The sequence below is a fragment of the Pseudomonas sp. RT4P38 genome, from assembly GCF_054897765.1.
Window position 1 is genome coordinate 6293222 of record NZ_CM142703.1, and the last position, 22037, is coordinate 6315258.

18 protein-coding genes are annotated in these 22037 nt (G+C 60.2%); 5 read left to right on the forward strand and 13 right to left on the reverse strand.

The features are described 5' to 3' along the window. Positions 1–45: 45 nt before the first annotated feature. The 10 genes from trpE to ACYZT7_RS29425 all read right to left on the reverse strand — a co-directional run bounded on the left by trpE (position 46) and on the right by ACYZT7_RS29425 (position 12349). Positions 46–1527: an anthranilate synthase component I gene (gene trpE, locus ACYZT7_RS29380; RefSeq protein WP_462039193.1), complete on the reverse strand. Its 1482-nt coding sequence runs from the start codon at positions 1525–1527 to the stop codon at positions 46–48. Positions 1528–1598: 71 nt separating this feature from the next. Next, positions 1599–2417, reverse strand: coding sequence for a phosphoglycolate phosphatase (locus ACYZT7_RS29385; RefSeq protein ID WP_462039194.1), 819 nt, complete (start codon positions 2415–2417; stop codon positions 1599–1601). Then, positions 2414–3088, reverse strand: a complete 675-nt coding sequence (rpe, locus tag ACYZT7_RS29390; protein ID WP_008027088.1) for a ribulose-phosphate 3-epimerase — start codon at positions 3086–3088, stop codon at positions 2414–2416. The genes ACYZT7_RS29385 and rpe overlap by 4 nt, the downstream gene beginning before the upstream one ends. Before the next feature lie 79 nt (positions 3089–3167). Next, positions 3168–4316 (reverse strand): iron-containing alcohol dehydrogenase, encoded by a 1149-nt coding sequence (locus ACYZT7_RS29395; RefSeq protein WP_462039195.1) that lies wholly within the window; start codon positions 4314–4316, stop codon positions 3168–3170. Between the two features lie 219 nt (positions 4317–4535). Further along, the gene (locus ACYZT7_RS29400) at positions 4536–5360 is read right to left on the reverse strand and encodes an ABC transporter permease (protein WP_045059981.1); all 825 of its coding nucleotides are present in this window, start codon (positions 5358–5360) and stop codon (positions 4536–4538) included. A 12-nt stretch (positions 5361–5372) separates the two neighbouring features. After that, positions 5373–6620 carry an ABC transporter permease gene (locus ACYZT7_RS29405; RefSeq protein ID WP_131061006.1) on the reverse strand — a complete coding sequence of 416 codons (1248 nt, stop codon included), beginning with the start codon at positions 6618–6620 and terminating at the stop codon, positions 5373–5375. 199 nt (positions 6621–6819) lie between these two features. After that, positions 6820–7863, reverse strand: a complete 1044-nt coding sequence (locus ACYZT7_RS29410) for an ABC transporter substrate-binding protein (protein ID WP_462039196.1) — start codon at positions 7861–7863, stop codon at positions 6820–6822. Positions 7864–7912: 49 nt separating this feature from the next. Next, positions 7913–9037 (reverse strand): ABC transporter ATP-binding protein, encoded by a 1125-nt coding sequence (locus tag ACYZT7_RS29415; RefSeq protein WP_462039197.1) that lies wholly within the window; start codon positions 9035–9037, stop codon positions 7913–7915. A gap of 282 nt (positions 9038–9319) precedes the next feature. Beyond that, on the reverse strand, positions 9320–9949 hold the full coding sequence (locus tag ACYZT7_RS29420) for a response regulator (protein WP_008147212.1): 630 nt from the start codon (positions 9947–9949) through the stop codon (positions 9320–9322). Further along, positions 9950–12349: a PAS domain-containing sensor histidine kinase gene (locus ACYZT7_RS29425; RefSeq protein ID WP_462039198.1), complete on the reverse strand. Its 2400-nt coding sequence runs from the start codon at positions 12347–12349 to the stop codon at positions 9950–9952. Between the two features lie 73 nt (positions 12350–12422). Here ACYZT7_RS29425 and ACYZT7_RS29430 point away from each other — a divergent pair, with 73 nt between their 5' ends. Further along, positions 12423–13409, forward strand: coding sequence for an alpha/beta hydrolase family protein (locus ACYZT7_RS29430; protein ID WP_462039199.1), 987 nt, complete (start codon positions 12423–12425; stop codon positions 13407–13409). Positions 13410–13445: 36 nt separating this feature from the next. Here the strand turns inward: ACYZT7_RS29430 and ACYZT7_RS29435 are convergent, their stop codons facing one another. Genes ACYZT7_RS29435 through ACYZT7_RS29445 form a run of 3 tightly spaced genes read right to left on the reverse strand, consistent with a single transcriptional unit; the run spans position 13446 to position 15902 of the window. Then, positions 13446–14213 (reverse strand): TerB family tellurite resistance protein, encoded by a 768-nt coding sequence (locus ACYZT7_RS29435; protein WP_462039200.1) that lies wholly within the window; start codon positions 14211–14213, stop codon positions 13446–13448. Position 14214: 1 nt separating this feature from the next. Beyond that, on the reverse strand, positions 14215–14886 hold the full coding sequence (gene murU, locus ACYZT7_RS29440; protein ID WP_462039201.1) for an N-acetylmuramate alpha-1-phosphate uridylyltransferase MurU: 672 nt from the start codon (positions 14884–14886) through the stop codon (positions 14215–14217). Then, a complete protein-coding gene (locus tag ACYZT7_RS29445) occupies positions 14883–15902 on the reverse strand; it encodes an aminoglycoside phosphotransferase family protein (protein ID WP_462039202.1) in 1020 nt (339 codons plus the stop codon). Before ACYZT7_RS29445 ends, murU begins: the two co-directional genes overlap by 4 nt. Before the next feature lie 130 nt (positions 15903–16032). On the opposite strand from ACYZT7_RS29445, the gene ACYZT7_RS29450 reads away from it, so the two are divergent. The 4 genes from ACYZT7_RS29450 to rsmA are packed head-to-tail and all read left to right on the forward strand — an operon-like array spanning position 16033 to position 21932. Beyond that, the gene (locus ACYZT7_RS29450; protein ID WP_462039203.1) at positions 16033–18834 is read left to right on the forward strand and encodes an LPS-assembly protein LptD; all 2802 of its coding nucleotides are present in this window, start codon (positions 16033–16035) and stop codon (positions 18832–18834) included. Next, positions 18815–20131 carry a peptidylprolyl isomerase SurA gene (gene surA / locus ACYZT7_RS29455; protein WP_462039204.1) on the forward strand — a complete coding sequence of 439 codons (1317 nt, stop codon included), beginning with the start codon at positions 18815–18817 and terminating at the stop codon, positions 20129–20131. Before ACYZT7_RS29450 ends, surA begins: the two co-directional genes overlap by 20 nt. Continuing rightward, on the forward strand, positions 20128–21117 hold the full coding sequence (gene pdxA / locus ACYZT7_RS29460) for a 4-hydroxythreonine-4-phosphate dehydrogenase PdxA (protein WP_462039205.1): 990 nt from the start codon (positions 20128–20130) through the stop codon (positions 21115–21117). The genes surA and pdxA overlap by 4 nt, the downstream gene beginning before the upstream one ends. Continuing rightward, complete coding sequence (gene rsmA / locus ACYZT7_RS29465) at positions 21114–21932, forward strand: 16S rRNA (adenine(1518)-N(6)/adenine(1519)-N(6))-dimethyltransferase RsmA (protein WP_462039206.1); 819 nt, start codon at positions 21114–21116, stop codon at positions 21930–21932. The genes pdxA and rsmA overlap by 4 nt, the downstream gene beginning before the upstream one ends. Positions 21933–22037 lie beyond the last annotated feature (105 nt).

The window sequence follows — 22037 nt, forward strand, 5'->3', positions numbered from 1 at the left end:
CACAGGTGCCGCGTTTTTTTAGGGTGGTGAGGTCTTTGTGGGAACTCAGCTTGCCCGGGTTTGCTCGGCCAGGGCCACCGCACGGAACATCGCGCGGCGCTTGTTCAAGGTTTCTTCCCATTCCAGCGCCGGTACCGAGTCAGCAACGATGCCGCCACCGGCCTGCACGTGCAGTTCGCCGTTCTTGATCACTGCGGTGCGGATCGCGATCGCGGTGTCCATGTTGCCGTTCCAGGCGAAGTAGCCGACCGCGCCGCCGTAGACACCACGCTTGACCGGCTCCAGTTCGTCGATGATTTCCATCGCGCGAATCTTCGGTGCGCCAGACAAGGTGCCCGCCGGCAGGATCGCCCGCAGTGCGTCCATCGCCGTCAGCCCGGCCTTCAGTTGGCCGGTGACGTTAGAAACGATGTGCATCACGTTGGAATAACGCTCGATCACCATTTTTTCGGTGAGTTTCACCGAACCGATTTCCGAGACCCGACCGGTGTCGTTACGGCCAAGGTCGATCAGCATCAAGTGCTCGGCAATTTCCTTGTCATCGGACAGCAGGTCTTTTTCCAGTGCCAGGTCGGCCTCTTCGTTGGCCCCGCGAGGGCGTGTGCCGGCGATCGGGCGCACGGTGATCAGGTTGTCTTCGACCCGCACCAGCACTTCCGGCGAACTGCCGACGACGTGGAAGTCGCCGAAGTTGAAGAAGTACATATAAGGCGTCGGGTTGAAGCAACGCAGCGCCCGGTACAGATCGATCGGCGCGGCCTTGAAGTCAATCGACATGCGCTGGGACGGCACGACCTGCATGCAGTCACCGGCCAGGATGTATTCCTTGATGGTATCGACGGCTTTTTCGTAATCGTCCTGGGTGAAGCTCGAACGAAACACCGGATCAGCAGACTGTTGTTTGCTGAAATCCAGGCCACGGCGCGGGGTAATCGGTTGACGGAGTTTTTCCAGCAGCTCTTCCAGTCGTGCCTGACCTTGCTCGAAGGCATCTGCTTGCGACGGATCGGCCAGAACAATCGCGTGCATCTTGCCGGCGAGGTTGTCGAACACCACAACCGCGTCGGAAACCATCAGCAGAATGTCCGGCACGCCCAATGGATCCGGGTTCGGGCATTTGCCTAGACGCTTTTCTACATACCGCACGCAGTCGTAACCGAAGTAACCCACCAGACCGCCATTGAAGCGCGGCAGGCCAGGGATGGTCGGCACGTTGTAGCGAGCTTTGAATTCTTCGACAAAGGCCAGCGGATCTTCAGCCTCATGACTTTCGATCTCGACGCCATCGTGGGTCACGCTGACGTGATGGTCGTGAACCCGCAGCACGGTGCGGCACGGCAGGCCGATGATCGAGTAACGCCCCCACTTCTCCCCGCCCTGCACCGATTCCAGCAGGTAGGAGTTGGGCTCGTCGGCCAGTTTCAGGTAGATCGACAGCGGCGTGTCGAAGTCAGCCAGGGTTTCGCAAGCAAGCGGGATGCGGTTGTAGCCGGCAGCGGCCAAACGCAGGAATTCTTCGCGGATCATGGGGTAGCCTCGTGGCTTGAGGGTCTAACAGTCAGGTATGCAAACGCGCCGGTAGGCCGGCCAGGAACAAGTCAGGCGCGCCAACGCCAGCGGGCCAGGGCCTTGATGACTTTCATCCAGAGTTTGCGAGTGACCACCACGATGGCGTTTCCAGAAGGGGGTTGAACAGCGTTGGGCAACGTTATCTCAGCGGCCGGATCCAGGCAACCGCGAATTAACTTGCGCAGATCGTCGATCACCAGCGCCGGCGACTCTTCGGCAATGGGTCGGCCGTGGTTATAGCCGTAACTGAGCGCCACGCATTTGACCCCCGCCGCTTTCGCCGCCAGCACATCGCTGCGCGAATCGCCGACAAATAACGATTGAGACGCGGGAATGTTGGCCATTTTCATCACAAAAAACAGCGCCGCAGGGTCGGGCTTCTTCTGCGGCAGTGTGTCGCCGCCGATGATCCATTTGAAGTAACGACCGATTTTCATCTGATCCAGCAGCGGCGCGACGAAACGCTCTGGCTTGTTGGTGATCAGCGCCATCTCTACACCCTGCTTGTGCAGCCATTTCAGGGTGTCGCGCACGCCGGGGTACACCACCGTCAGCGCGTGACCGTCCTCATAAAAGCCGTTGAACAACGCCAGGGCATGCTCGGCTTCGACCTCATCGACACCCTCGGCGTCGATGTGGTTGGCCAAGGCCCGGCGCACCAGCACGTGCACGCCGTTGCCCACCCACTCACGCACCGATGCGATGCCAGCAGGTTGACGCCCGAGTTTGAGCAGCATGTTATCCACAGCCGCTGCGAGGTCGGGGACCGAATCGACCAGCGTGCCATCCAGATCGAACATCACCAACCGCGGCAGAGACCCCGGGAACAGCTGCTCAAAGCCACTCATGGGCGAGCCAGCGCCAGTTCGGAACGCATCTTTTCAATCACCTCTTGGTAGTTCGGTGCATTGAAGATCGCCGAGCCGGCGACGAAGGTGTCGGCGCCGGCAGCGGCGATTTCACGAATGTTGTTGACGTTCACACCGCCGTCGATTTCCAGGCGGATGTCACGGCCGGAAGCGTCGATCAGCGCCCGCGCTTCACGCAGCTTGTCGAGGGTGCCGGGGATGAACTTCTGCCCACCAAACCCCGGGTTGACGCTCATCAGCAGGATCATGTCGACCTTGTCCATCACGTACTTGAGCACGTCCAGCGGGGTCGCCGGGTTGAACACCAGGCCCGACTTGCAGCCACCTTCGCGGATCAGTTGCAGGGAACGGTCAACATGCTGGCTGGCTTCCGGGTGGAAGGTGATGTACGTCGCGCCGGCCTCGATGAAGTCACCGACGATGCGGTCCACCGGGCTGACCATCAGGTGCGCGTCGATCGGCGCGGTCACGCCGTATTTGCGCAGTGCGGCACAGACCATCGGGCCGATGGTCAGGTTCGGCACGTAGTGGTTGTCCATGACATCGAAGTGGACGAAGTCGGCACCGGCGGCCAGGACGTTGTCCACTTCTTCACCCAGGCGGGCGAAGTCGGCGGAGAGAATCGACGGAGCAATGACGAAGGGCTGCATGACGCACCTTTTTTGAGCAGAATCACGATGGCGCGCATTGTATACCTCATGCTTTGGCGCGCGCACCGTGACGTGATAATCAGTAAGCCGCCCTATAGATTTTCTCGATATCGACGGCACTCAATTTGCGCGGATTGTTGCGCATCAGACGCTCAATCCCCGCCGCCTCCACGGCCATGGCCGGTAGGGCGTCCTCGGGAACGCCGAAGCTGTGCAGGCCCGCCGGGATTTCCACCGCGGCGCACAGCTCGATCATCGCCTCCACGGCTTTGTCGGCCGCGTCGTTGACGCTCAGATGAGCGGTCTTCACCCCCATGGCCTCGGCAATATCCTGCATGCGCTCCACGCAGGCCATTTTGTTCCAGGTCATGACATACGGCAGCAGCAAGGCGTTGCTGACGCCATGGGCAATGTTGTAACGGCCGCCCAGCGGATACGCCAGCGCATGCACCGCGCCGACCCCGGCATTGCCGAACGCCATACCGGCCATCAGGCTGGCGGTGGCCATGTCTTCGCGGGCCTGGAGGTTGGACGGATTGGCGTAGGCCTTGGGCAGCGCCTTGGCGATGAGCTTGATGGCGCCGATGGCCAGCGCGTCGGTAATCGGTGAGGCGTTCAGCGACAGATAGGATTCGATGGCGTGCACCAGTGCATCGACGCCACTGGCGGCAGTGACACTGCGCGGGCAGGTCAGGGTCATTTGTGGACTGACCAGCGCCACATCCGGTAATAGATAGTCGCTGACGATGCCTTTCTTCAGCTGCGCAACCTTGTCGGAGAGGATCGCCACGTTGGTGACTTCCGAGCCGGTGCCCGCGGTGGTCGGGATGGCGATCAGCGGCGGGCCTTTGCGCGGCACCTGATTGATGCCGAACAGATCCTCCAGCGCCCCGTGATAACCGGCGTAGGCCGCGACACTTTTAGCGATGTCGATGGCACTGCCGCCGCCCAGGCCGATCAATCCGTCGTGCCCGCCCTCGCGGTAGACCCGCATGCAGTCTTCGACGATGGCGATTTCCGGGTCTGGCAGCACACGGTCGAAAATTTCGTAGGTTCGGTCGCCCAGCTGCGCCAGCGCCAGCTCGACCGTGCCGGACTTGACCAGTGCGGCATCGGTGACGATCAGCGGGTTGTCGATGTCCAGGCGTGTCAGTTCAGCCGCCAGTTGCTCGATGGCACCGGCGCCGGTGATCAGTTTGTGAGCGATTTTGAAAGAGGAAAGACTCATGTGCGCAGCCTCTTATAGCTAGGGGAGCTGGGCACAAGAGTAGCTGGGGATTTGGGATTGTCTGCTATTCAGGTGGTGAATGACCCGAGACCCGAAAGCACCGTAAATCCCTGTGGGAGCGAGCTTGCTCGCGATGACTGACTGTCATTCAACATTGATGTCGACTGATAGTCCGCTATCGCGAGCAAGCTCGCTCCCACAGTTGGGCGGTGTGTGACTTCAGACCTGAGCGGTGCGCAGTTTCTCGCTGCGCCCACGCAGCCATTCCAGGGTCAGCAGCAGGATCACCGAGAAGGCGATCAGCAGCGTTGCGGCAGCTGCAATGGTCGGGCTGAGGTTTTCGCGGATGCCGCTGAACATCTGCCGAGGCAAGGTCGCTTGTTCGGGACCGGCGAGGAACAGCGTCACCACCACTTCATCGAACGAGGTCGCAAAGGCGAACAGCGCACCGGAAATCACGCCGGGCGCAATCAGCGGCAACGTCACCCGACGGAACGCCGTCAGTGGCGAAGCGCCAAGGCTCGCAGCAGCGCGCACCAGGTTTTGGTTAAACCCCTGCAACGTCGCCGACACCGTGATGATCACAAACGGCACACCCAACACCGCATGCACCACGATCAGCGAGAAGAAACTGTTGCCCAATCCCAGCGGGGCGAAGAACAGATAACTCGCCACACCAATGATCACCACTGGCACCACCATCGGCGAAATCACCAGCGCCATCACCAGCGCCTTGCCGGGGAAGTCGCCCCGCGTCAGGCCGATTGCCGCCAGCGTACCGAAGATCATCGCCAAAACAGTCGCCGCCGGGGCAACGATGATGCTGTTCTTCAGTGCGCGCATCCATTCCGCCGAGGCGAAGAAGTCCTGATACCAGTGCAGCGAGAAGCCTTGCAGCGGATAGACCAGGAAACTGCCCGAGTTGAACGACAGCGGAATGATCACCAGCACCGGCAGAATCAGGAACAACAAAATCAAGCCGCAGAGAATCCGCAAACTGTAGAACCACACCCGCTCAATGGGCGACATATAAGGACTCAGCATTTCGTTCTCCCCTTAGCTCAGGCGCAGGCGACTGGCGCCCACCAGCCAGCTGTAAATCAGATAAAGCACCACGGTCGCCAACAGCAGCAGCCCACCGAGTGCGGTCGCCATGCCCCAGTTGATGCTGGTGTTGGTGTAGAAGGCAACGAAGTAACTGACCATCTGATCGTTCGGGCTGCCCAGCAAGGCCGGGGTGATGTAGTAGCCGATGGCGAGGATGAACACCAACAGGCAACCGGCGCCGACACCGGCATAGGTCTGCGGGAAGTACACCCGCCAGAAACTGGCGAACGGGTGGCAGCCGAGGGAAATCGCCGCCCGCATGTACGTCGGCGAAATGCCTTTCATCACGCTGTAGATCGGCAGAATCATGAACGGCAGCAGGATGTGCACCATGGAGATGTAAACCCCGGTGCGGTTGAACACCAGTTCCAGCGGTTTATCGATGATGCCCATGGCCATCAGACCGCTGTTGATCAGTCCGCCCGATTGCAGCAGCACGATCCACGCGGCGACCCGCACCAGGATCGAGGTCCAGAACGGCAGCAGCACCAGAATCATCAACAAGTTGCTTTGCCGCGATGGCAGGTTCGCCAGCAGGTAGGCCAACGGATACGCCAGCACCAGGCAGATCACGGTGATGATCAGCCCCATCCAGAAGGTCCGGGCGAAGATGTCGAGGTAGATCGCCTGATCAGGCGTGGCCGGGGCGATTTCGCCGAGGTCGTCGATCCGGTGATCGACCGCCGCCAGCAAGTAATACGGCGTAATGTTACTGGTGTTGCGGCGCACGGCTTGCCAGTAGGCCGGGTCGCCCCAGCGCTCGTCGAGACCTTCCAGCGCTTCTTTATAGGAGGCCGGTTCGGTGGCGAACGGCAAGGCGCGGGCGGTTTTGGTCAGCAGGCTGCGGTAGCCGGCCAACTCCATGTTCAAGCGCTTGGACAGGTCGCCCAAGGTCTGATTCTTGCGGGCCTCAGCGAGGTCTTCGCTGGCCGCCTTGTAAACCGGTTCAGCGGGCAGGCCTCGGCCATCCCAACTGGCGATGGCCGCCACGGTGCGCGGCATGCCGCCGACTACTTCCGGGTTACCGACGCTTTTGTAGAGCAGCGCCACGATGGGCACCAGAAACACCAGCAACAGAAACAACACCAATGGCGCGATCAAGGCTTGTGCTTTCCAGCGGTTGATCCGCTCGGCGTGCTTGAGCCGCTGCTTCAAGGTGGGGTCAGTGCCCGCGTTCAGGGGAATGGCGGTGGCCATGGCGTACTCCGGAAATCTTTGATCGTTACAGAGGCGGCCTTACAAACTGCTGAACCACCTCTGCTTCTGTTTACAACCCGCTACCTGAGCGAGGCTTGCCCGCGAAGTCGGCGTGTCAGTCAACATTGATGTTGACTGTGCTGACGTCTTCGCGGGCAAGCCTCGCTCCTACAGGAGTGGATAAGCCCACGGGGTGGTCTTATTTTGCAGCCCAGGAATTGAAGCGCTGTTCCAGTTGCTCGCCGTTGTCAGCCCAGAAGCTGACGTCGATCTGCACCTGGTTGGCGATGTTTTCCGGGGTGGTCGGCATGTCTTTGAGGACATCCTTGGACAGCAACGGTACGGCTTGGGTGTTGGCCGGGCCGTAGGCGATGTTTTCCGAGTAAGTCTTCTGCTGTTGTGGCTGCACCGAGAACGCGATGAATTTCTTCGCCGCTTCAGCACGCGCCTTGTCCAGACCTTTTGGAATGGCCCATGCGTCGAAGTCGTAGATACCACCGTTCCACACGACTTTCAGGTTGCTTTCTTTCTGCACGGCAGCGATCCGGCCGTTGTAGGCCGAGCTCATGACCACGTCACCGGAAGCGAGGTACTGCGGCGGTTGCGCGCCGGCTTCCCACCACTGGATGCTTGGCTTGAGTTCATCGAGTTTTTTGAACGCGCGATCCTGACCATCCTTGCCGGCAAGCACCTTGTAGACGTCTTTCGGCGCAACGCCATCGGCCATCAGCGCAAATTCGAGGGTGTACTTGGCGCCTTTACGCAGGCCACGTTTGCCCGGGAATTTCTTGGTGTCCCAGAAATCCACCCAGCTGGTCGGTGCGGATGCCAGCTTGTCGGCGTTGTAGGCCAACACGGTCGACCACACGAAGAAGCCCACGCCGCACGGCTGGATAGCGCCTTTGACGTAGTCTTCGGATTTGCCGAACAACGCCGGGTCGAGTTGCTCGAACATGTCTTCGTCGCAACCACGGGACAGTTCTGGCGATTCAACTTCCACCAGGTCCCAGGACACGCTCTTGGTATCGACCATGGCTTTGATCTTGGCCATTTCGCCGTTGTACTCGCCTGCCACGATCTTGCCGTTGCCTGCCGCTTCCCACGGTGCATAGAAGGCTTTGACCTGCGCTGCCTTGTTCGCCCCGCCAAAGGACACCACGGTCAGGTCCGGGCCCGCCGCCATTGCGTGTGCCGCACCGATCATGCCCATGACCAAAGCGGTGAATTTCAGGGATCTCAACATTTATTGTTCTCTCCACGTGCAGGGTTGGTGTTGTTGAAGCAGGGGGCGATCAATGCGCCTCTAGAAGTGGGTCGAGCGCGCGAACGTGTTCGACCTGCCAGCCAAGCGGTACCACGTCGCCGACAGCCAGCGCGGGATCGAGCTCGGCAATCGGTTGTTTCACAAAGAAATCGGTCTTGCCGCAGACTTCCAGGCGAACCCGGACGTGGTCGCCCAGATAGATGAATTCCGCCACCCGCCCCGAGAAGCGATTGACGCAGGACTCGCTCGACCCATTGAGGCTCACGCGTTCCGGACGAATCGACAGCGTGACCGGTTCGCCGGTCTTGCCGACGTTCACGGCCAGGGCTTCAACCTTTTCACCGCGACCGAGCTCGACCACGCAGCGGTCGCCGGTGTGGCTGTGCAAGCGGCCGTTGAGACGATTGTTCTCGCCGATGAAGTTGGCGACGAAGGTATTTTTCGGTTCTTCGTAGAGGCTGCGCGGTGGAGCGATCTGCTGGATCTCGCCTTGGTGGAACACCGCTACGCGGTCGGACATGGTCAAGGCTTCACCCTGGTCGTGGGTCACGTAGACCACGGTCACGCCGAGGCGCTGATGCAGATGCTTGATCTCCATCTGCATGTGTTCGCGCAGTTGTTTGTCCAGTGCGCCGAGGGGTTCGTCCATCAGCACCAGTTGCGGTTCGAACACCAACGCCCGGGCCAAAGCCACACGCTGTTGCTGACCGCCGGACAGTTGTGCCGGATAACGCTGGGCGAAGGTGTCGAGCTGAACCATGCTCAGGACTTTTTTGACCTTGTCGCTAACATCGCTCTTGTTCAAGCCGCGCACGGTCAACGGGAACGCCAGGTTCTCGGCGACCGTCATGTGCGGGAACAACGCGTAGTTCTGGAACACCATGCCGATGTCGCGCTTGTGCGGCGGCACGTTGTTGATTGACCGCCCGGCCAGCAGGATTTCGCCTGCGGTCGGTGTTTCGAAACCGGCAAGCATCATCAGACTGGTGGTCTTGCCGGAGCCGGACGGCCCTAGCAAGGTGAGGAATTCGCCTTTGCGAATATCCAGGTTGAGGTCTTTGACGATCAGGTTCTCGCCGTCGTAGCTTTTTTGCACTCCACGAAAGCTGACCAGAATATCGCTGGCCCCTGCGTTTGAATCGACCTGGCTCATACCCACACCTTTGTTGTTAATGACTGCTGTGGACTAAGCCTAGTGGACGCTGGTGACCGCGCAAATCGGGGCGCAGGAGAGAATGGCCTCAGCCGGATGGAAGGTTGGGGGTAGGGATTGCCCTACAAGGATGGCGGGGATGGATAGGGTCAGCGGTAAGCTTCAGGCTGCAAGCCACAAGAACGGGCGAAAGCGGGTTTGAAGGCGTGTCGTAAATGGGCATGCGACCACTATCCCTGTGGGAGCGAGCTTGCTCGCTCCCACAGGGGACGGTGGTGAACCTTAGAGGAGTTTGTGCTCCATCGCGTACTTCACCAGTTCCGCCAGGGAGGTGATGTTGAGTTTCTGCATCAGCCGCGCCTTGTGGGTGCTGATGGTTTTGCTGCTCAGGGCCAGTTGCTGGGCGATGTCATTGACGTTGGCGCCCTGGGCCAGGCGTTCGAACACTGAGAACTCGCGCTCAGACAGTAACGAGTGCAACGGCCGCGAATCGGTCAGGCCAACTTCGAAGACCATGCGGTCGGCCAGGTCCGGGTCGATGTAGCGCCCGCCCGCCGCGACCTTGCGGATCGCCGTCAGTAGGAGCGCCGGATCACTGTCCTTGGTCGCGTAGCCGGCAGCGCCGATCTTCAACGCACGGGCGGCCATTTGCGCTTCGTCGTGCATCGACAACACCAGAATCGCCGGCGGATTGTTCAGCGCGCGAATCCGCGGAATCGCCTCCAGGCCGTTGACCCCAGGCATCGAGATGTCCAGCAAGACCACTTCGCAGGGAACATGGCGCAAGGTCTCGAGCAACTGCTCGCCATTGCTCGCCTCCCCTACCACCAGCAAATCCTTGGCCAGGCCGATCAATTGCTTGATGCCTTCGCGGACGATGGTGTGGTCTTCGGCTACCAGTACACGGATCACTTACTTCTCCTCATCCAGCGGCACTCGCACGCTCAGGGTCGTGCCTTCACCCGGTTCACTCTCAAGCGACAACTGCCCGCCCATGATCAACACTCGCTCGCGCATGCCCACCACCCCGAAGGAGGTTGACCTACCGGTTGCGGGGACAAATCCTACGCCATCATCACTGACGGTCAGACACAACTCGTCGCCTTCCAGCGCCAATGTCAGTTCGACAGTATGCGCCTGGGCATGGCGCATGACATTGGTCAGCGCTTCCTGAAGGATCCGGAACAGGCCAATCGCCTTGGCATCACTGAGCATCGGCAGATTTTCCGGCACCTGCACCAGACACGGAATCTGCGTGCGCGCCTCGAATCGGCGGGCCTGCCACTCGATGGCCGAGGCAATCCCGGCGTCGAGAATCGGCGGTCGCAGCGCCGTCGCCACATCCCGTACCAGTTGGAACAACTGAGCGATCAAGCGCTTCATGCTGTTCAAACGTTCGTTCAGACCGGGGTCGAGCTGGGCGTAGGCCAGTTCGCACATGGATGTTTCCAGCTTCAGCACGGTGAGCATCTGACCCAGTTCGTCGTGAACTTCCCGGGCGATGCGGGCCTTTTCCTCTTCCCGCACGCTCTCTAGGTGCGCAGACAACTCACGCAACTGCTCGCGAGAGCTGGCCAGTTCCAGTTCGATGCGTTTGCTCTCGCTGATGTCCCAGACGATCCCGTCCCAGACATAGGCGCCGTCTTCGAGTCGGCGGGTGATGGCCTTGATCTCGGCCCAGCGCTGTTCGCCTGAACGGGTGAGAATCCGCCCCTGCCACGACCAGTCGCTGTCGGTATCCAGCGCATGGTCCTGGGTTTGGTGATAACTGGCCTTGTCGTCCGGGTGCACCAGGCTGCGCAGGCCTTTGTCGCGATGGGCCAGGGTGGCCGGTGAGTAACCCACCAGGCTCTCGCTGCCTTCACTGATGTAGGCAAAGTCGATCTGCCCCGTCACCGGGGCCCGTTCCAGGCGGAAGACCAGTCCTGGAACGTTGGCGGCGATCCCTTGCAACCGGGCCTCGCTCTCCTGCAACGCGGCCAGGGCTCGACGGCGCTCGGTGACGTCGTTGAGGTAGACCACCAGGTATTCGCCGTCGCGAAACCGCAAAAAACTCAGCGAAACATCCACCGGCAGATTGCTGCCATCCGCCCGCACGCAGTTGGTTTCGAAACTTTGCGGGCCTTCCTCGTTGGCCCGCGCGCGTTTCCACAGGTTCAGCCAGCGGTCCATGTGCAAGCCGGGTTCGAAGTCGATCAGCGGCCGATCAATGATCCCGCCCGCCGGATAACCCAGCATGGTTTCGGCCGCGCGATTGGCGTAGCGCACATGGCTGTCCCAGTTGACCCAAAGGATGCCGACGGTGCTCTGGTCGATGGAAAACTGAGTGAGGCTCAAGGCTTCTTCGCTGGCGGCACGCAGCGCAATGTCTTCGCGCGCTGCCCGTAAACGATGCTCAAGACTGTGCTGCTGACGACGCTGCCAGAACACGATGGCCATGCTGCTCAACATCAACACCACCAACAGCAGACAGAGGTTTTGCCAGAAGCCCGGGGACTCGGTCAGCCGCGGGTACTTGGGTTGCAGCCATTGGTTGTGCAGTTGCTCCAGGTCCTTGGCCGGGATCGCCCGCAACGCGCTTTCGACGATGCCAGCCAGTTCCGGCCAGTCCCGGCGCGTGGCCACCCGCAACAGGTGCGGCAGGCCGATGTCACCCACCACCACCAGCCCGGCGAACTCCGGTTCGGCGGACAGACGTCCCAGTTGCGCTTCGTCGACCACGGCGTAGCTGGCCTGCTGACTCAGTAATAGTTGCAGTGCCTGGCGCTCGATCGGTACGCCTTGAAGGTTCAAGTGTGGGTAATTACTGCGAAGATAGTCGGCGGTGGCACCGGGCATGCGCACGGCGACACGGGTCTGGCTGTCGAGTTTTTCCAACTCGACCACGCCGGTGCTTTTCTGGTCACTGACCACCAGTTGCGGCACCCGCATATACGGGTCGGAAAACTGCCAGAGCCGCAGGCCAGCGGGGGTTTGGGTGAGCCCCGGAGCGATGTCGATTTCACCCTCGCGCGCGGCGGCTTCCAGTTGCGCCAGGTCGGGAAAGTTGCGCCAGCTCAGCTCGACCTTGAGGGACTTGGCCAGCCATTTCATCAGCTCGACGTTAACCCCGGACAGGCGCTGCAAGCGGCGATCGTATTGGGCGTAGGGCACTTGCAACACCAGCCCGACGCGCAACTCGCCATGCTGCGCCAGCCATTGCTGCTGGCCCGCGGACAATGGCGCGACGTGCACCGGTGGCGCGGGAGCCGCCCAGCCCATCAAGGGAAACCACAAACAGCCGATAACCCACAGGCAGCAAAAACGCATCATCGAAGTCTCACACACTGACAAATACTGACCAACCCATTAGGCTGCCGGAATAACTTCTGGCCTGGAATATCCGATGCCCCCTGTCTACCGCCTGGCACTGCCAGCATTGTGCCTGTCGCTGATCCTGCCTTGCGCCTTTTCTGTCGAGGCCGCCGACCCGGTACCTGCCGCGACGCAAACGCCCGCCGAAGAAAAACCGGTCGAGCGCCAGCCGATGCTTGAGCGTAGTCAGGAAGAAGCGTCTGCACTTGAGCGACAAATCCCTGCTCAGGAACAGCAGCAACTGCAAGCGGGCACTGACACGTTTCTAGCCTTGTGGAAACCGGCCAATACCGCCGAACCCAAAGGCGCGGTGATTATCATCCCGGGTGCCGGCGAAAGCGTTGACTGGCCGCAAGCAATAGGTCCATTGCGACGTAAATTGCCAGACGCCGAGTGGAGCAGCCTGAGTATCACCTTGCCGGACGTGCAAAGCGATGCCATTGCACCACGCATCGTAGAAGTGGCACTCACGCCAAAAGCCCCCGACACTGGCAGCAAAGACTCGACCACCGCAGCGCCCATCGAACAAGCCGCGGGCGGTGAAGCGGAGGTGGCGGACAAGGCGATCGCCGAAACCACCGAGGAACAGGCCAACGCCGACGCCGAACGAATCTTCGCCCGCATCGACGCCGCCATTGCCTACGCCGAACAGCAAAGCGCTCGCCGCATTGTCATATTGGGTCATGGTACCGGCGCTTACTGGGCGGCACGTTATCTGAGCGAGAAGCAGCCTTCGCAAGTGGAGAAGTTTGTGATGGTTGCCGCTCAGATGCCGGTGAAAGCCAAACCAGAGCTGGCCGAACTGACACCGACCCTGAAGCTGCCCACCGCAGACATCTTCTATATGGACAAGCCGCTGGATCGCAACGCGGCGCTGGAACGTATGCAAGCCAGCAAACGTTTGAAAGCTTCGGCATTCAGCCAGGTGTCGCTCAAGGCTTTGCCCGGTAATACCAAGGCTGAGCAAGAGCAGCTATTCCGACGGGTGCGCGGCTGGTTGAATCCGCTAGCCGATTGACCCTCGCCTCCTTGCAGGTATTACACCCCTGCCCTACTACCGAAAATCCCGCCGCTCACGAATCAATGTGTAGGCGCTATGCAGTTCGCGAGTCTTGTCAGTGGCTTCGCGAACCTGCGACGCCGTCGCACCGCTGCCAGCAATCTTGTCCGGATGATGGCGACTCAGCAGGCGTCGATAAGCGCGTTTGATCTGCGCCGGCTCGCTGGTCGCCGACACGCCCAAAAGCCGCAGTGCATCTTGGTAGGTGACAGTGCTGCTGACCTGCGCCAGCTTGTGCTGTTCATAATCGGCCGCCAGCGCCTGCACTTGATGCCGTGTCCAGCCCAGCCATTTGCCCCACTGCGTAATCAGCGCTCGCTCAGCGCTACCGGCGCGGCCATCAGCCCAAATCATCCGCCAACAGGCGCGCAAGACGCCTTCGGCTGCATGGGGTTGAGCACTCAAGCGGCGCAGGTAACCGCGCAACCGGTCATCTCCCGACTTGCCGCGATTGAACGCGGCAATTGCCCGGCGCTGGGCCGACTCGTTCATTTCCAGCGAACGCATTTCCTGACGGGCCTGCTGGATGTGGCCCTCCCCCACCCGCCCATCGCATTTGGCCAGCCTTCCCAACAACACAAACAGCAGTTCGTCGTTGCGCAGCACCGAGCGACCACCGAGCTTTTCTCGCAAGTGCGCCCAGCTCTGCAAGTGCAAGCGCCGATCCAGCGCTTGTCCTAATAAGGCGCCAAGCATGGCCCCCGGAATGCTGGCGATGGCATAGCCCGCTCCGGCTCCAATCAGAGTCCCTGGCCACAGCATGTCAGCGTCTCGCCTCTATCAAAGTTTCGACTTCAGCCAGACGCTCGTGAGTGCCGACATCCACCCAATGCCCTTTCAAGTGTTCGCCGGTTACTTGTCCATCGGCCATGGCCTTGCGCAACAGCGGTGCAAGCTTGAACGCCCCGGCAGAGCAACCTTCGAACAGCTGCGGGTGCAGCACCGCGATGCCGCTGTAGGTCAGAGTTGCGGTGTCTGGCTGACCGTCGCGTACGTGCCCATCGATCAGACTGAAATCCCCGGCCGGGTGATGAGCCGGGTTGTCCGCCAGCACCAAATGCGCCAGCCCGCCAATGGGCTGATGCAATACGCTGAAGTCGTAATCGGTCCAGATGTCACCGTTGACCACCATAAAGGCCTCATCACCCAGCAACGGCAGCGCGCGAAAAATCCCGCCTCCGGTTTCGAGTGGCTCACCTTCCGGCGAGTACTGAATACGTACGCCGTATTGAGAGCCATCACCGAGGTAGTTTTCGATCTGCTGGCCGAGCCAGGCGTGGTTGATCACCACCTCGGTAAACCCCGCCACCGCCAAGGCCTTCAAGTGATACTCGATCAACGGAATACCGCCAGCGCGTACCAGCGGTTTCGGGGTGGTCAGGGTCAGCGGGCGCATGCGCTCGCCCTTGCCTGCCGCCAGAATCATCGCCTTCATGCATTCGCTCCAGCACGCAGACTCAGCAGCAACACATCCAGCTCAGCCAACTCAGGACGACGGGCGATCACTGCGTCTATATAAGCAAAGAAGCGCGGCACATCGCCGAGATAGCGCGGCTTGCCGTCACGGTGGCAGATGCGGGCGAAGATGCCGATCACTTTCAGGTGCCGCTGCACGCCCATCAGGTCGCTGGCACGCAGGAAATCATCGAAGTCGGGCTGAACCGGGATCCCGAGATCGCCCGCTTGCTGCCAGTAAACTTCCAGCCAACCGCGCACACGCTCCTCGGGCCAACTGAGGAACGCATCCTTGAACAGGCAGGTCACGTCGTAGGTCACGGGGCCATACACTGCGTCCTGGAAATCCAGCACACCGGGATTCGGCTCGCTGAGCATCAGATTGCGCGGCATGTAGTCGCGGTGCACCAGCACTTGGGGCTGGGCCAGGGCGCTGTCGATCAATAGCTCAGTCACGTTCTTCCAGAGCATTTGCTGAGCCAAATCGAACTCGATACCCAACTCACGCTTCACGTACCACTCAGGGAACAATTCCAGCTCGCGCCGCAGCAACGCCACGTCATAACTTGGCAGCGGTGCAACCATCGGCAATTGCTGAAAAGCCAGCAGTGCTTGCAAGGCATCCTTGAACAAATTGTCGGCATTTTCGCTGTCGATCACGTCCAGATAAGTCTTGTTGCCCAGGTCATTGAGTAAAAGAAAACCACGCTCGAGGTCTTCGGCATAAATTTTCGGAACATTTATTCCGGACTTCGCCAGCAAAAAAGCGATATCCACGAAGGGTTTGCAGTTTTCCTGGGGGGGGGGCGCGTCCATCACGACGAAGCTTCTGCCCTCGCCTTCCCAGCGGAAATAACGTCGAAAACTCGCATCGCTACTGGCCGCGATCAACGTGGCCGGGGGTACGGCACCCCAACCCTGTTCTGCAAAAAGGACAGCCAATTGCTCATCGAGCCAAACTTTCAGGTGTTGCAAACGTACATCTTGGTCAGGCATTGCAAGGGTCTCCGACGGCGCTAGCCGTCAAGCGGGGCATGCTTTATTATCCAGCATCTTTTTCAGACCATCGAGAGGCGTGCGGCCCACACCGCGGGCAGATGGCACGCAGGAAGCCCGGACTAATAAGATGGCATTGAAATCCCCCGCGTTTCGTAAAAAATTTCCGTTGTTGGTTACCGGCAGTCTGCTGGCCCTGCAACCTCTAGCCACTTCGTTCGTGGTCGCCGCGGAACAGTATGACTGCTCAGTCTCTGCTTCGGGTGCCTGGAACTGTGCGCCAAAATCTCCAGCAGCTGCGCTGCCACCGCGTCCCGTCCATGACGGCAGTGCGGCGGTAAGCACCAGCGGCGAGACTCCGGCCGACAGCGGCTCCAGTCAAGACACCGGCGCCAAGCCTGTGCTGGTGACCGAGTCCAAGGGCCGCGGCTTGAAGTCGCGTAGCGAAGACTACAGCCACCTCGACTGGGTTCCGCGCGAGAAGCTCACTGCAGCGCAATTGGCCGAAACCGGTCCTTACTGCTCTGGTTCCTATATCGAACCAATTCGTCCTGGCATGAATGACAAGACGAATAAAAGTGACGCTCCGACCTTTCTCGGCGCCAAAGCCTCTCGCTATAAGCAGGATGAGCAGGTCGCGACCCTGGCCGGTGACGTGGTCATGCGTCAGGGCAGCATGCAGGTCGAAGCCGACGAAGCGAACCTCTACCAGGCCGAGAGCCGTGGCGAACTGAGCGGCAATGTCCGTGTTCGCGACAACGGCGCATTGATCGTGGGCGACCACGCCGACGTGCAACTCGACACCGGTGAAGCCAAGGTCGACAACGCCGAATACGTCCTGCACAAATCCCGTATCCGCGGCAGCGCGCTGTACGCCAAGCGTGCCGAGAACGCGATCATCCGCCTCAAGGATGGTACGTACACCACGTGCGAACCGAACAGCAACGCCTGGCAGCTCAAGGGCAACAACATCACCTTGAACCCGGCCACCGGTTTCGGTACCGCGACCAACGTGACGCTGCGGGTCAAGGACATTCCGGTTCTGTACACGCCGTACATCTATTTCCCGATCGATGACCGTCGCCAGTCCGGCTTCCTGCCGCCGACTATCGGCACCGGCACCGATACCGGCTTCTTGCTGGTCACACCGTATTACTTCAACCTGGCACCAAACTACGATGCCACGTTGTACCCGCGCTACATGAGCAAGCACGGCTTGTTGATGGAAGGCGAATTCCGTTACCTGACCCCGTCCAGCGAAGGTCAGCTCGGCGCCGCGTACCTCAACGACGAAGACACCGATCGCAAGCTGCAGACCGACTACCAAAAAAATCGCTACATGTACAACTGGCAGCACAAGGGTGGTCTCGACTCGCGCGTTCTGACTCAAGTCGATTACACCAAGATCAGCGATCCGTATTACTTCCAGGATCTGCAAACCGACCAGATCGGGGTTAAAAGCTCCGATTATGTGAACCAGCAGGGTTCTGTCACCTATCGTGGCGACAGCTACACCGCTCGCTTGAATGCCCAGGCTTATCAGCTCGCGACCGTTTCGGACATTACGCCGTACGACCGCTTGCCGCAGATCACTTTCAATGGTCAGTTGCCGACTCACCCTGGCGGCCTGGACTTCGATTACGAGACAGAAGTCGTACGGTTTGATCGTGACTTGAAGGACGGTAACTTCGTAAACGAAGACGGCACCGTCGAGCCGCGTCTTGATAACAACGTGACGGGACTAGCACGGGCCAACGGCGACCGTTTGAATCTCAAACCGGGTGTCAGCCTGCCGCTGGACTGGACTTATGGCTACCTGAAGCCATCGCTCAAGTACCAATACACCCAGTACCAACTGGATCTGGACGGTACCGGTAAAAGTCAGATTGACGCGCAGACTGCCGAACAGCAAAAGCTCAACGGCACCTTCAGCAGCAACCAGAACCGTGGTGTGCCGATTGCAAGCATCGACAGCGGCCTGTACTTCGATCGCAACACCCAATGGTTCGGCAAGAATTATCGCCAGACCCTCGAGCCGCGCCTGTTCTACCTGTACGTGCCTGAAACGGATCAGGAAGACATTCCAGTATTCGACACCAGCGAATACACCTTCAACTACGCGTCGCTGTTCCGTGACAACCGCTTCTCCGGCTCCGACCGCGTCGGCGACGAGAACAAACTGTCGCTGGGCGTAACCAACCGCTGGATCGAAGACAATGGCTTCGAACGTCAACGCATCAGCGTCGGCCAGGCCGTGTATTTCAAGGATCGCGAAGTTCAGTTGCCGGGTATCGATGCAAAAACCCGCGACGACGCGCAGGCTAATGTCTCGCCATACGCGCTGGAATACGAATATCGCTGGAACCGCGATTGGCGCACCACGGCCGATTACAACTGGGACCCGGACAGCCGCAGCCCTCGCTCGGGCAGCGCGATGTTCCACTACCAGCCTGAAGACAACCCGAACAAGGTCATCAACGCTGGCTATCGCTATCGCAATGACCAGGTCCGTTACGACCAGAACACCGGTAAGTGGCAAGTGGGCGGTGGTGACTACGGCACCCCGGGCACTCCTGGCTACGTGAAGGACTACTACAAGATTCAGCAGCACGACTTCTCGGTGATCTGGCCGATCGTGCCGCAATGGAACGCCATCAGCCGCTGGCAGTATGACTACAACCGTAACCGTACCCTGGAAGCTTTCGGTGGTTTCGAGTACGACAACTGCTGCTGGAAACTGCGCCTGATCAACCGTTACTGGGTTTCGTATGACGAGTTCAGTCAGAACGCCCCGGAAAACGAAAAAGGCGACCACGGCATCTTCCTACAAATTGTTCTGAAGGGACTCGGCGGCCTCACCGGCGCCAAAGTAGAGAGCTTCCTCGACAAAGGCATCCAAGGTTATCGTGAACGTGAAGACCAAGCTTTCTGATTGTCTGCGCCCGCTGATGCTGGGCGCGCTGTTCCTGGGTACCGCGGCGAACGCCGCGGTGCAGTCCATCGATAAAGTGGTGGCCATTGTCGACAACGACGTGGTCATGCAGAGCCAACTGGACCAACGCGTTCATGAAGTTCAGCAAACCATCGCCAAGCGCGGTTCAGCCGTGCCACCGGCCGGCGTGCTGGACCAGCAGGTGCTTGAGCGCCTGATCGTCGAAAACCTGCAACTGCAGATCGGCGAACGTTCCGGCATCCGCATTACCGATGAAGAACTGAACCAGGCTGTCGGCACCATTGCTCAGCGAAACAACATGTCCGTGGATCAATTCCGCGCCGCCCTGACTCGCGATGGTCTGTCTTATGAAGACGCCCGCGACCAGATTCGCCGCGAGATGGTCATCAGCCGTGTGCGTCAGCGCCGTGTGGCCGAGCGTATCCAGGTCTCCGAACAGGAAGTGAAGAACTTCCTCGCTTCTGACCTTGGCAAAATGCAGTTGTCCGAAGAGTTCCGCCTGGCCAACATCCTGATTCCTACGCCGGAAAGCGCCAACTCCGACGCGATTCAGAATGCCGCCAAACAAGCCGACGCTGTTTACCAGCAGCTCAAGCAAGGCGCTGACTTCGGTCAGTTGGCAATCGCCAAATCCGCCAGCGAAACAGCACTGGAAGGTGGCGACATGGGCTGGCGTAAAGCCGGTCAGCTGCCACCTCCGTTCGATCGCATGCTGAGCACCATGGCTGTCGGCGACATTACCCAGCCAATGCGCACCCCGGGCGGCTTCATCATCCTGAAGATCCTCGACAAGCGTGGCGGCGAGACCCAGGTGCGTGACGAAGTGCACGTGCGTCATATCCTGGTCAAACCTAGCCCGATCCGCGACGAGGCTAAAACCAAGGCTTTGGCTGAGTCGCTCTATACCCGAATCGAAGCGGGCGAAGATTTCGGCGAACTGGCGAAAAGCTTCTCGGAAGATCCAGGTTCCGCCCTCAACGGTGGCGACCTGAACTGGATCGACCCGAATGCATTGGTGCCTGAATTCCGCGAAGTGATGGCCAAGACCCCGCAAGGTCAGCTGTCCAAGCCGTTCCAGTCCCAATACGGCTGGCACGTTCTGGAAGTCCTTGGCCGTCGCGCCACTGACAGCACCACCCAGGCCCGTGAGCAGCAAGCGATGACCGTACTGCGTAACCGCAAATACGACGAAGAGCTGCAAACCTGGCTGCGTCAGATCCGTGACGAAGCGTACGTAGAGATCAAACTCCCTGGTGCAGACCAGGCAGCGCAGTGAAACCCAAACGTTTCGCGCTGACACCCGGCGAGCCGGCCGGCATAGGTCCTGACCTGTGCCTGCTGCTCGCCTCGCAAGCCCAGCCACATCCCCTGATTGCCATTACCAGCCGCGACCTGCTCTTTGAGCGGGCCGCGCAGCTGGGCGTGGTTGTCGATTTGCTGCCGGTAACCCCGGACAGCTGGCCGGATGTACCCGCGCCAGCCAACAGCCTGTATGTCTGGGATACACCGCTCAACGCCAAGGTCACCGCCGGGCATCTGGACAAGGCCAACGCGGCTTTCGTCCTGGAAACCCTGACCCGAGCTGGCCAAGGCTGCCTGGACGGGCATTTTGCCGGCATGATCACGGCCCCTGTGCACAAGGGCGTGATCAATGACTCCGGGATCGCCTTTTCCGGGCACACGGAATTTCTTGCCGACCTGACCCATACCGCACAAGTGGTGATGATGCTCGCCACTCGCGGATTGCGCGTGGCGCTGGTCACCACTCACCTGCCTCTTCGCGAGATTGCCGATGCGATCACGCCGGAGCGACTGGAACGGGTCACGCGAATTCTGCACACCGATCTACAAGAAAAATTCGGCATCGCCCAGCCGCGCATCCTGGTGTGTGGGCTCAACCCTCATGCCGGCGAAGGCGGACACCTGGGCCATGAAGAAATCGACATTATCGAACCTACATTAGAGCGCCTGCGTGGCGAAGGAATGGACCTTCGCGGCCCCCTGCCCGCCGACACTCTGTTTACCCCCAAATATCTGGAGCACTGCGACGCGGTGCTGGCGATGTACCACGACCAGGGCCTGCCGGTGCTGAAATACAAAGGCTTCGGCGCGGCAGTCAACGTGACCCTCGGCTTGCCGATCATCCGCACATCGGTGGACCACGGCACTGCCCTGGACCTGGCCGGCAGCGGCAAAATCGACACCGGCAGCCTGCAAGTCGCCCTGGAAACCGCTTACCAGATGGCCGAGACCCGTTTATGACCGAGCATTACCAACACAAGGCGCGCAAACGCTTTGGCCAGAACTTCCTGCACGATGCCGGCGTTATCGACCGCATCCTGCGCGCCATCCGCGCCAAACCCGAAGACCGCCTGCTGGAAATCGGCCCGGGCCAGGGCGCACTGACTCAAGGCCTGCTCAACAGCGGCGCGCAGTTGGACGTGGTGGAGCTGGACAAGGACCTGGTCCCGATCCTCAACCAGCAGTTCGCCGGCAAGGACAACTTCAACCTGCACCAGGGCGACGCGCTGAAGTTCGACTTCAACAGCCTGAATGCCGCGCCAAACAGCCTGCGAGTGGTCGGCAACCTGCCGTACAACATCTCTACGCCGCTGATTTTTCACCTGCTGCATAACGCCAGCCTGATTCGCGACATGCACTTCATGCTGCAAAAGGAAGTGGTCGAGCGCCTGGCAGCAGGCCCTGGTGGTGGTGACTGGGGTCGCTTGTCGATCATGGTTCAGTATCACTGCCGGGTTGAGCATCTGTTCAACGTTGGCCCCGGCGCGTTCAATCCGCCGCCCAAAGTCGACTCGGCTATCGTGCGTCTGGTGCCTCACGCGGTGCTGCCGCACCCGGCCAAGGATCACAAGTTGCTGGAGCGCGTCGTGCGCGAAGCCTTCAACCAGCGCCGCAAGACCCTGCGCAACACCCTCAAGCTACTGCTGAGCAACGCTGAAATCGAAGCCGCTGGCGTTGATGGCAGCCTGCGCCCTGAACAGCTCGATCTGGCCGCCTTCGTGCGCCTGGCCGACAAGCTCAGCGAACAAGTCCTACAGACACCCGCCGCCGACTGACAGGCAATGAGCGTTATCGGGTAGGACACCAGCCCCCATGTCTGGTTTACTACCCGATACTTGGCCTAGACTGAGTTCCATCAGCTACGCCCCGCGTTCCGCTTC

Bases quoted from the DNA above. Each gene is read 5' to 3' on its own strand.
- trpE (WP_462039193.1), bottom strand. From the start codon at position 1,527: ATGATCCGCGAAGAATTCCTGCGTTTGGCCGCTGCCGGCTACAACCGC.
- ACYZT7_RS29385 (WP_462039194.1), bottom strand. From the start codon at position 2,417: ATGAGTGGCTTTGAGCAGCTGTTCCCGGGGTCTCTGCCGCGGTTGGTG.
- rpe (WP_008027088.1), bottom strand. From the start codon at position 3,088: ATGCAGCCCTTCGTCATTGCTCCGTCGATTCTCTCCGCCGACTTCGCC.
- ACYZT7_RS29395 (WP_462039195.1), bottom strand. From the start codon at position 4,316: ATGAGTCTTTCCTCTTTCAAAATCGCTCACAAACTGATCACCGGCGCC.
- ACYZT7_RS29400 (WP_045059981.1), bottom strand. From the start codon at position 5,360: ATGCTGAGTCCTTATATGTCGCCCATTGAGCGGGTGTGGTTCTACAGT.
- ACYZT7_RS29405 (WP_131061006.1), bottom strand. From the start codon at position 6,620: ATGGCCACCGCCATTCCCCTGAACGCGGGCACTGACCCCACCTTGAAG.
- ACYZT7_RS29410 (WP_462039196.1), bottom strand. From the start codon at position 7,863: ATGTTGAGATCCCTGAAATTCACCGCTTTGGTCATGGGCATGATCGGT.
- ACYZT7_RS29415 (WP_462039197.1), bottom strand. From the start codon at position 9,037: ATGAGCCAGGTCGATTCAAACGCAGGGGCCAGCGATATTCTGGTCAGC.
- ACYZT7_RS29425 (WP_462039198.1), bottom strand. From the start codon at position 12,349: ATGATGCGTTTTTGCTGCCTGTGGGTTATCGGCTGTTTGTGGTTTCCC.
- ACYZT7_RS29430 (WP_462039199.1), top strand. From the start codon at position 12,423: ATGCCCCCTGTCTACCGCCTGGCACTGCCAGCATTGTGCCTGTCGCTG.
- ACYZT7_RS29435 (WP_462039200.1), bottom strand. From the start codon at position 14,213: ATGCTGTGGCCAGGGACTCTGATTGGAGCCGGAGCGGGCTATGCCATC.
- murU (WP_462039201.1), bottom strand. From the start codon at position 14,886: ATGAAGGCGATGATTCTGGCGGCAGGCAAGGGCGAGCGCATGCGCCCG.
- ACYZT7_RS29445 (WP_462039202.1), bottom strand. From the start codon at position 15,902: ATGCCTGACCAAGATGTACGTTTGCAACACCTGAAAGTTTGGCTCGAT.
- ACYZT7_RS29450 (WP_462039203.1), top strand. From the start codon at position 16,033: ATGGCATTGAAATCCCCCGCGTTTCGTAAAAAATTTCCGTTGTTGGTT.
- rsmA (WP_462039206.1), top strand. From the start codon at position 21,114: ATGACCGAGCATTACCAACACAAGGCGCGCAAACGCTTTGGCCAGAAC.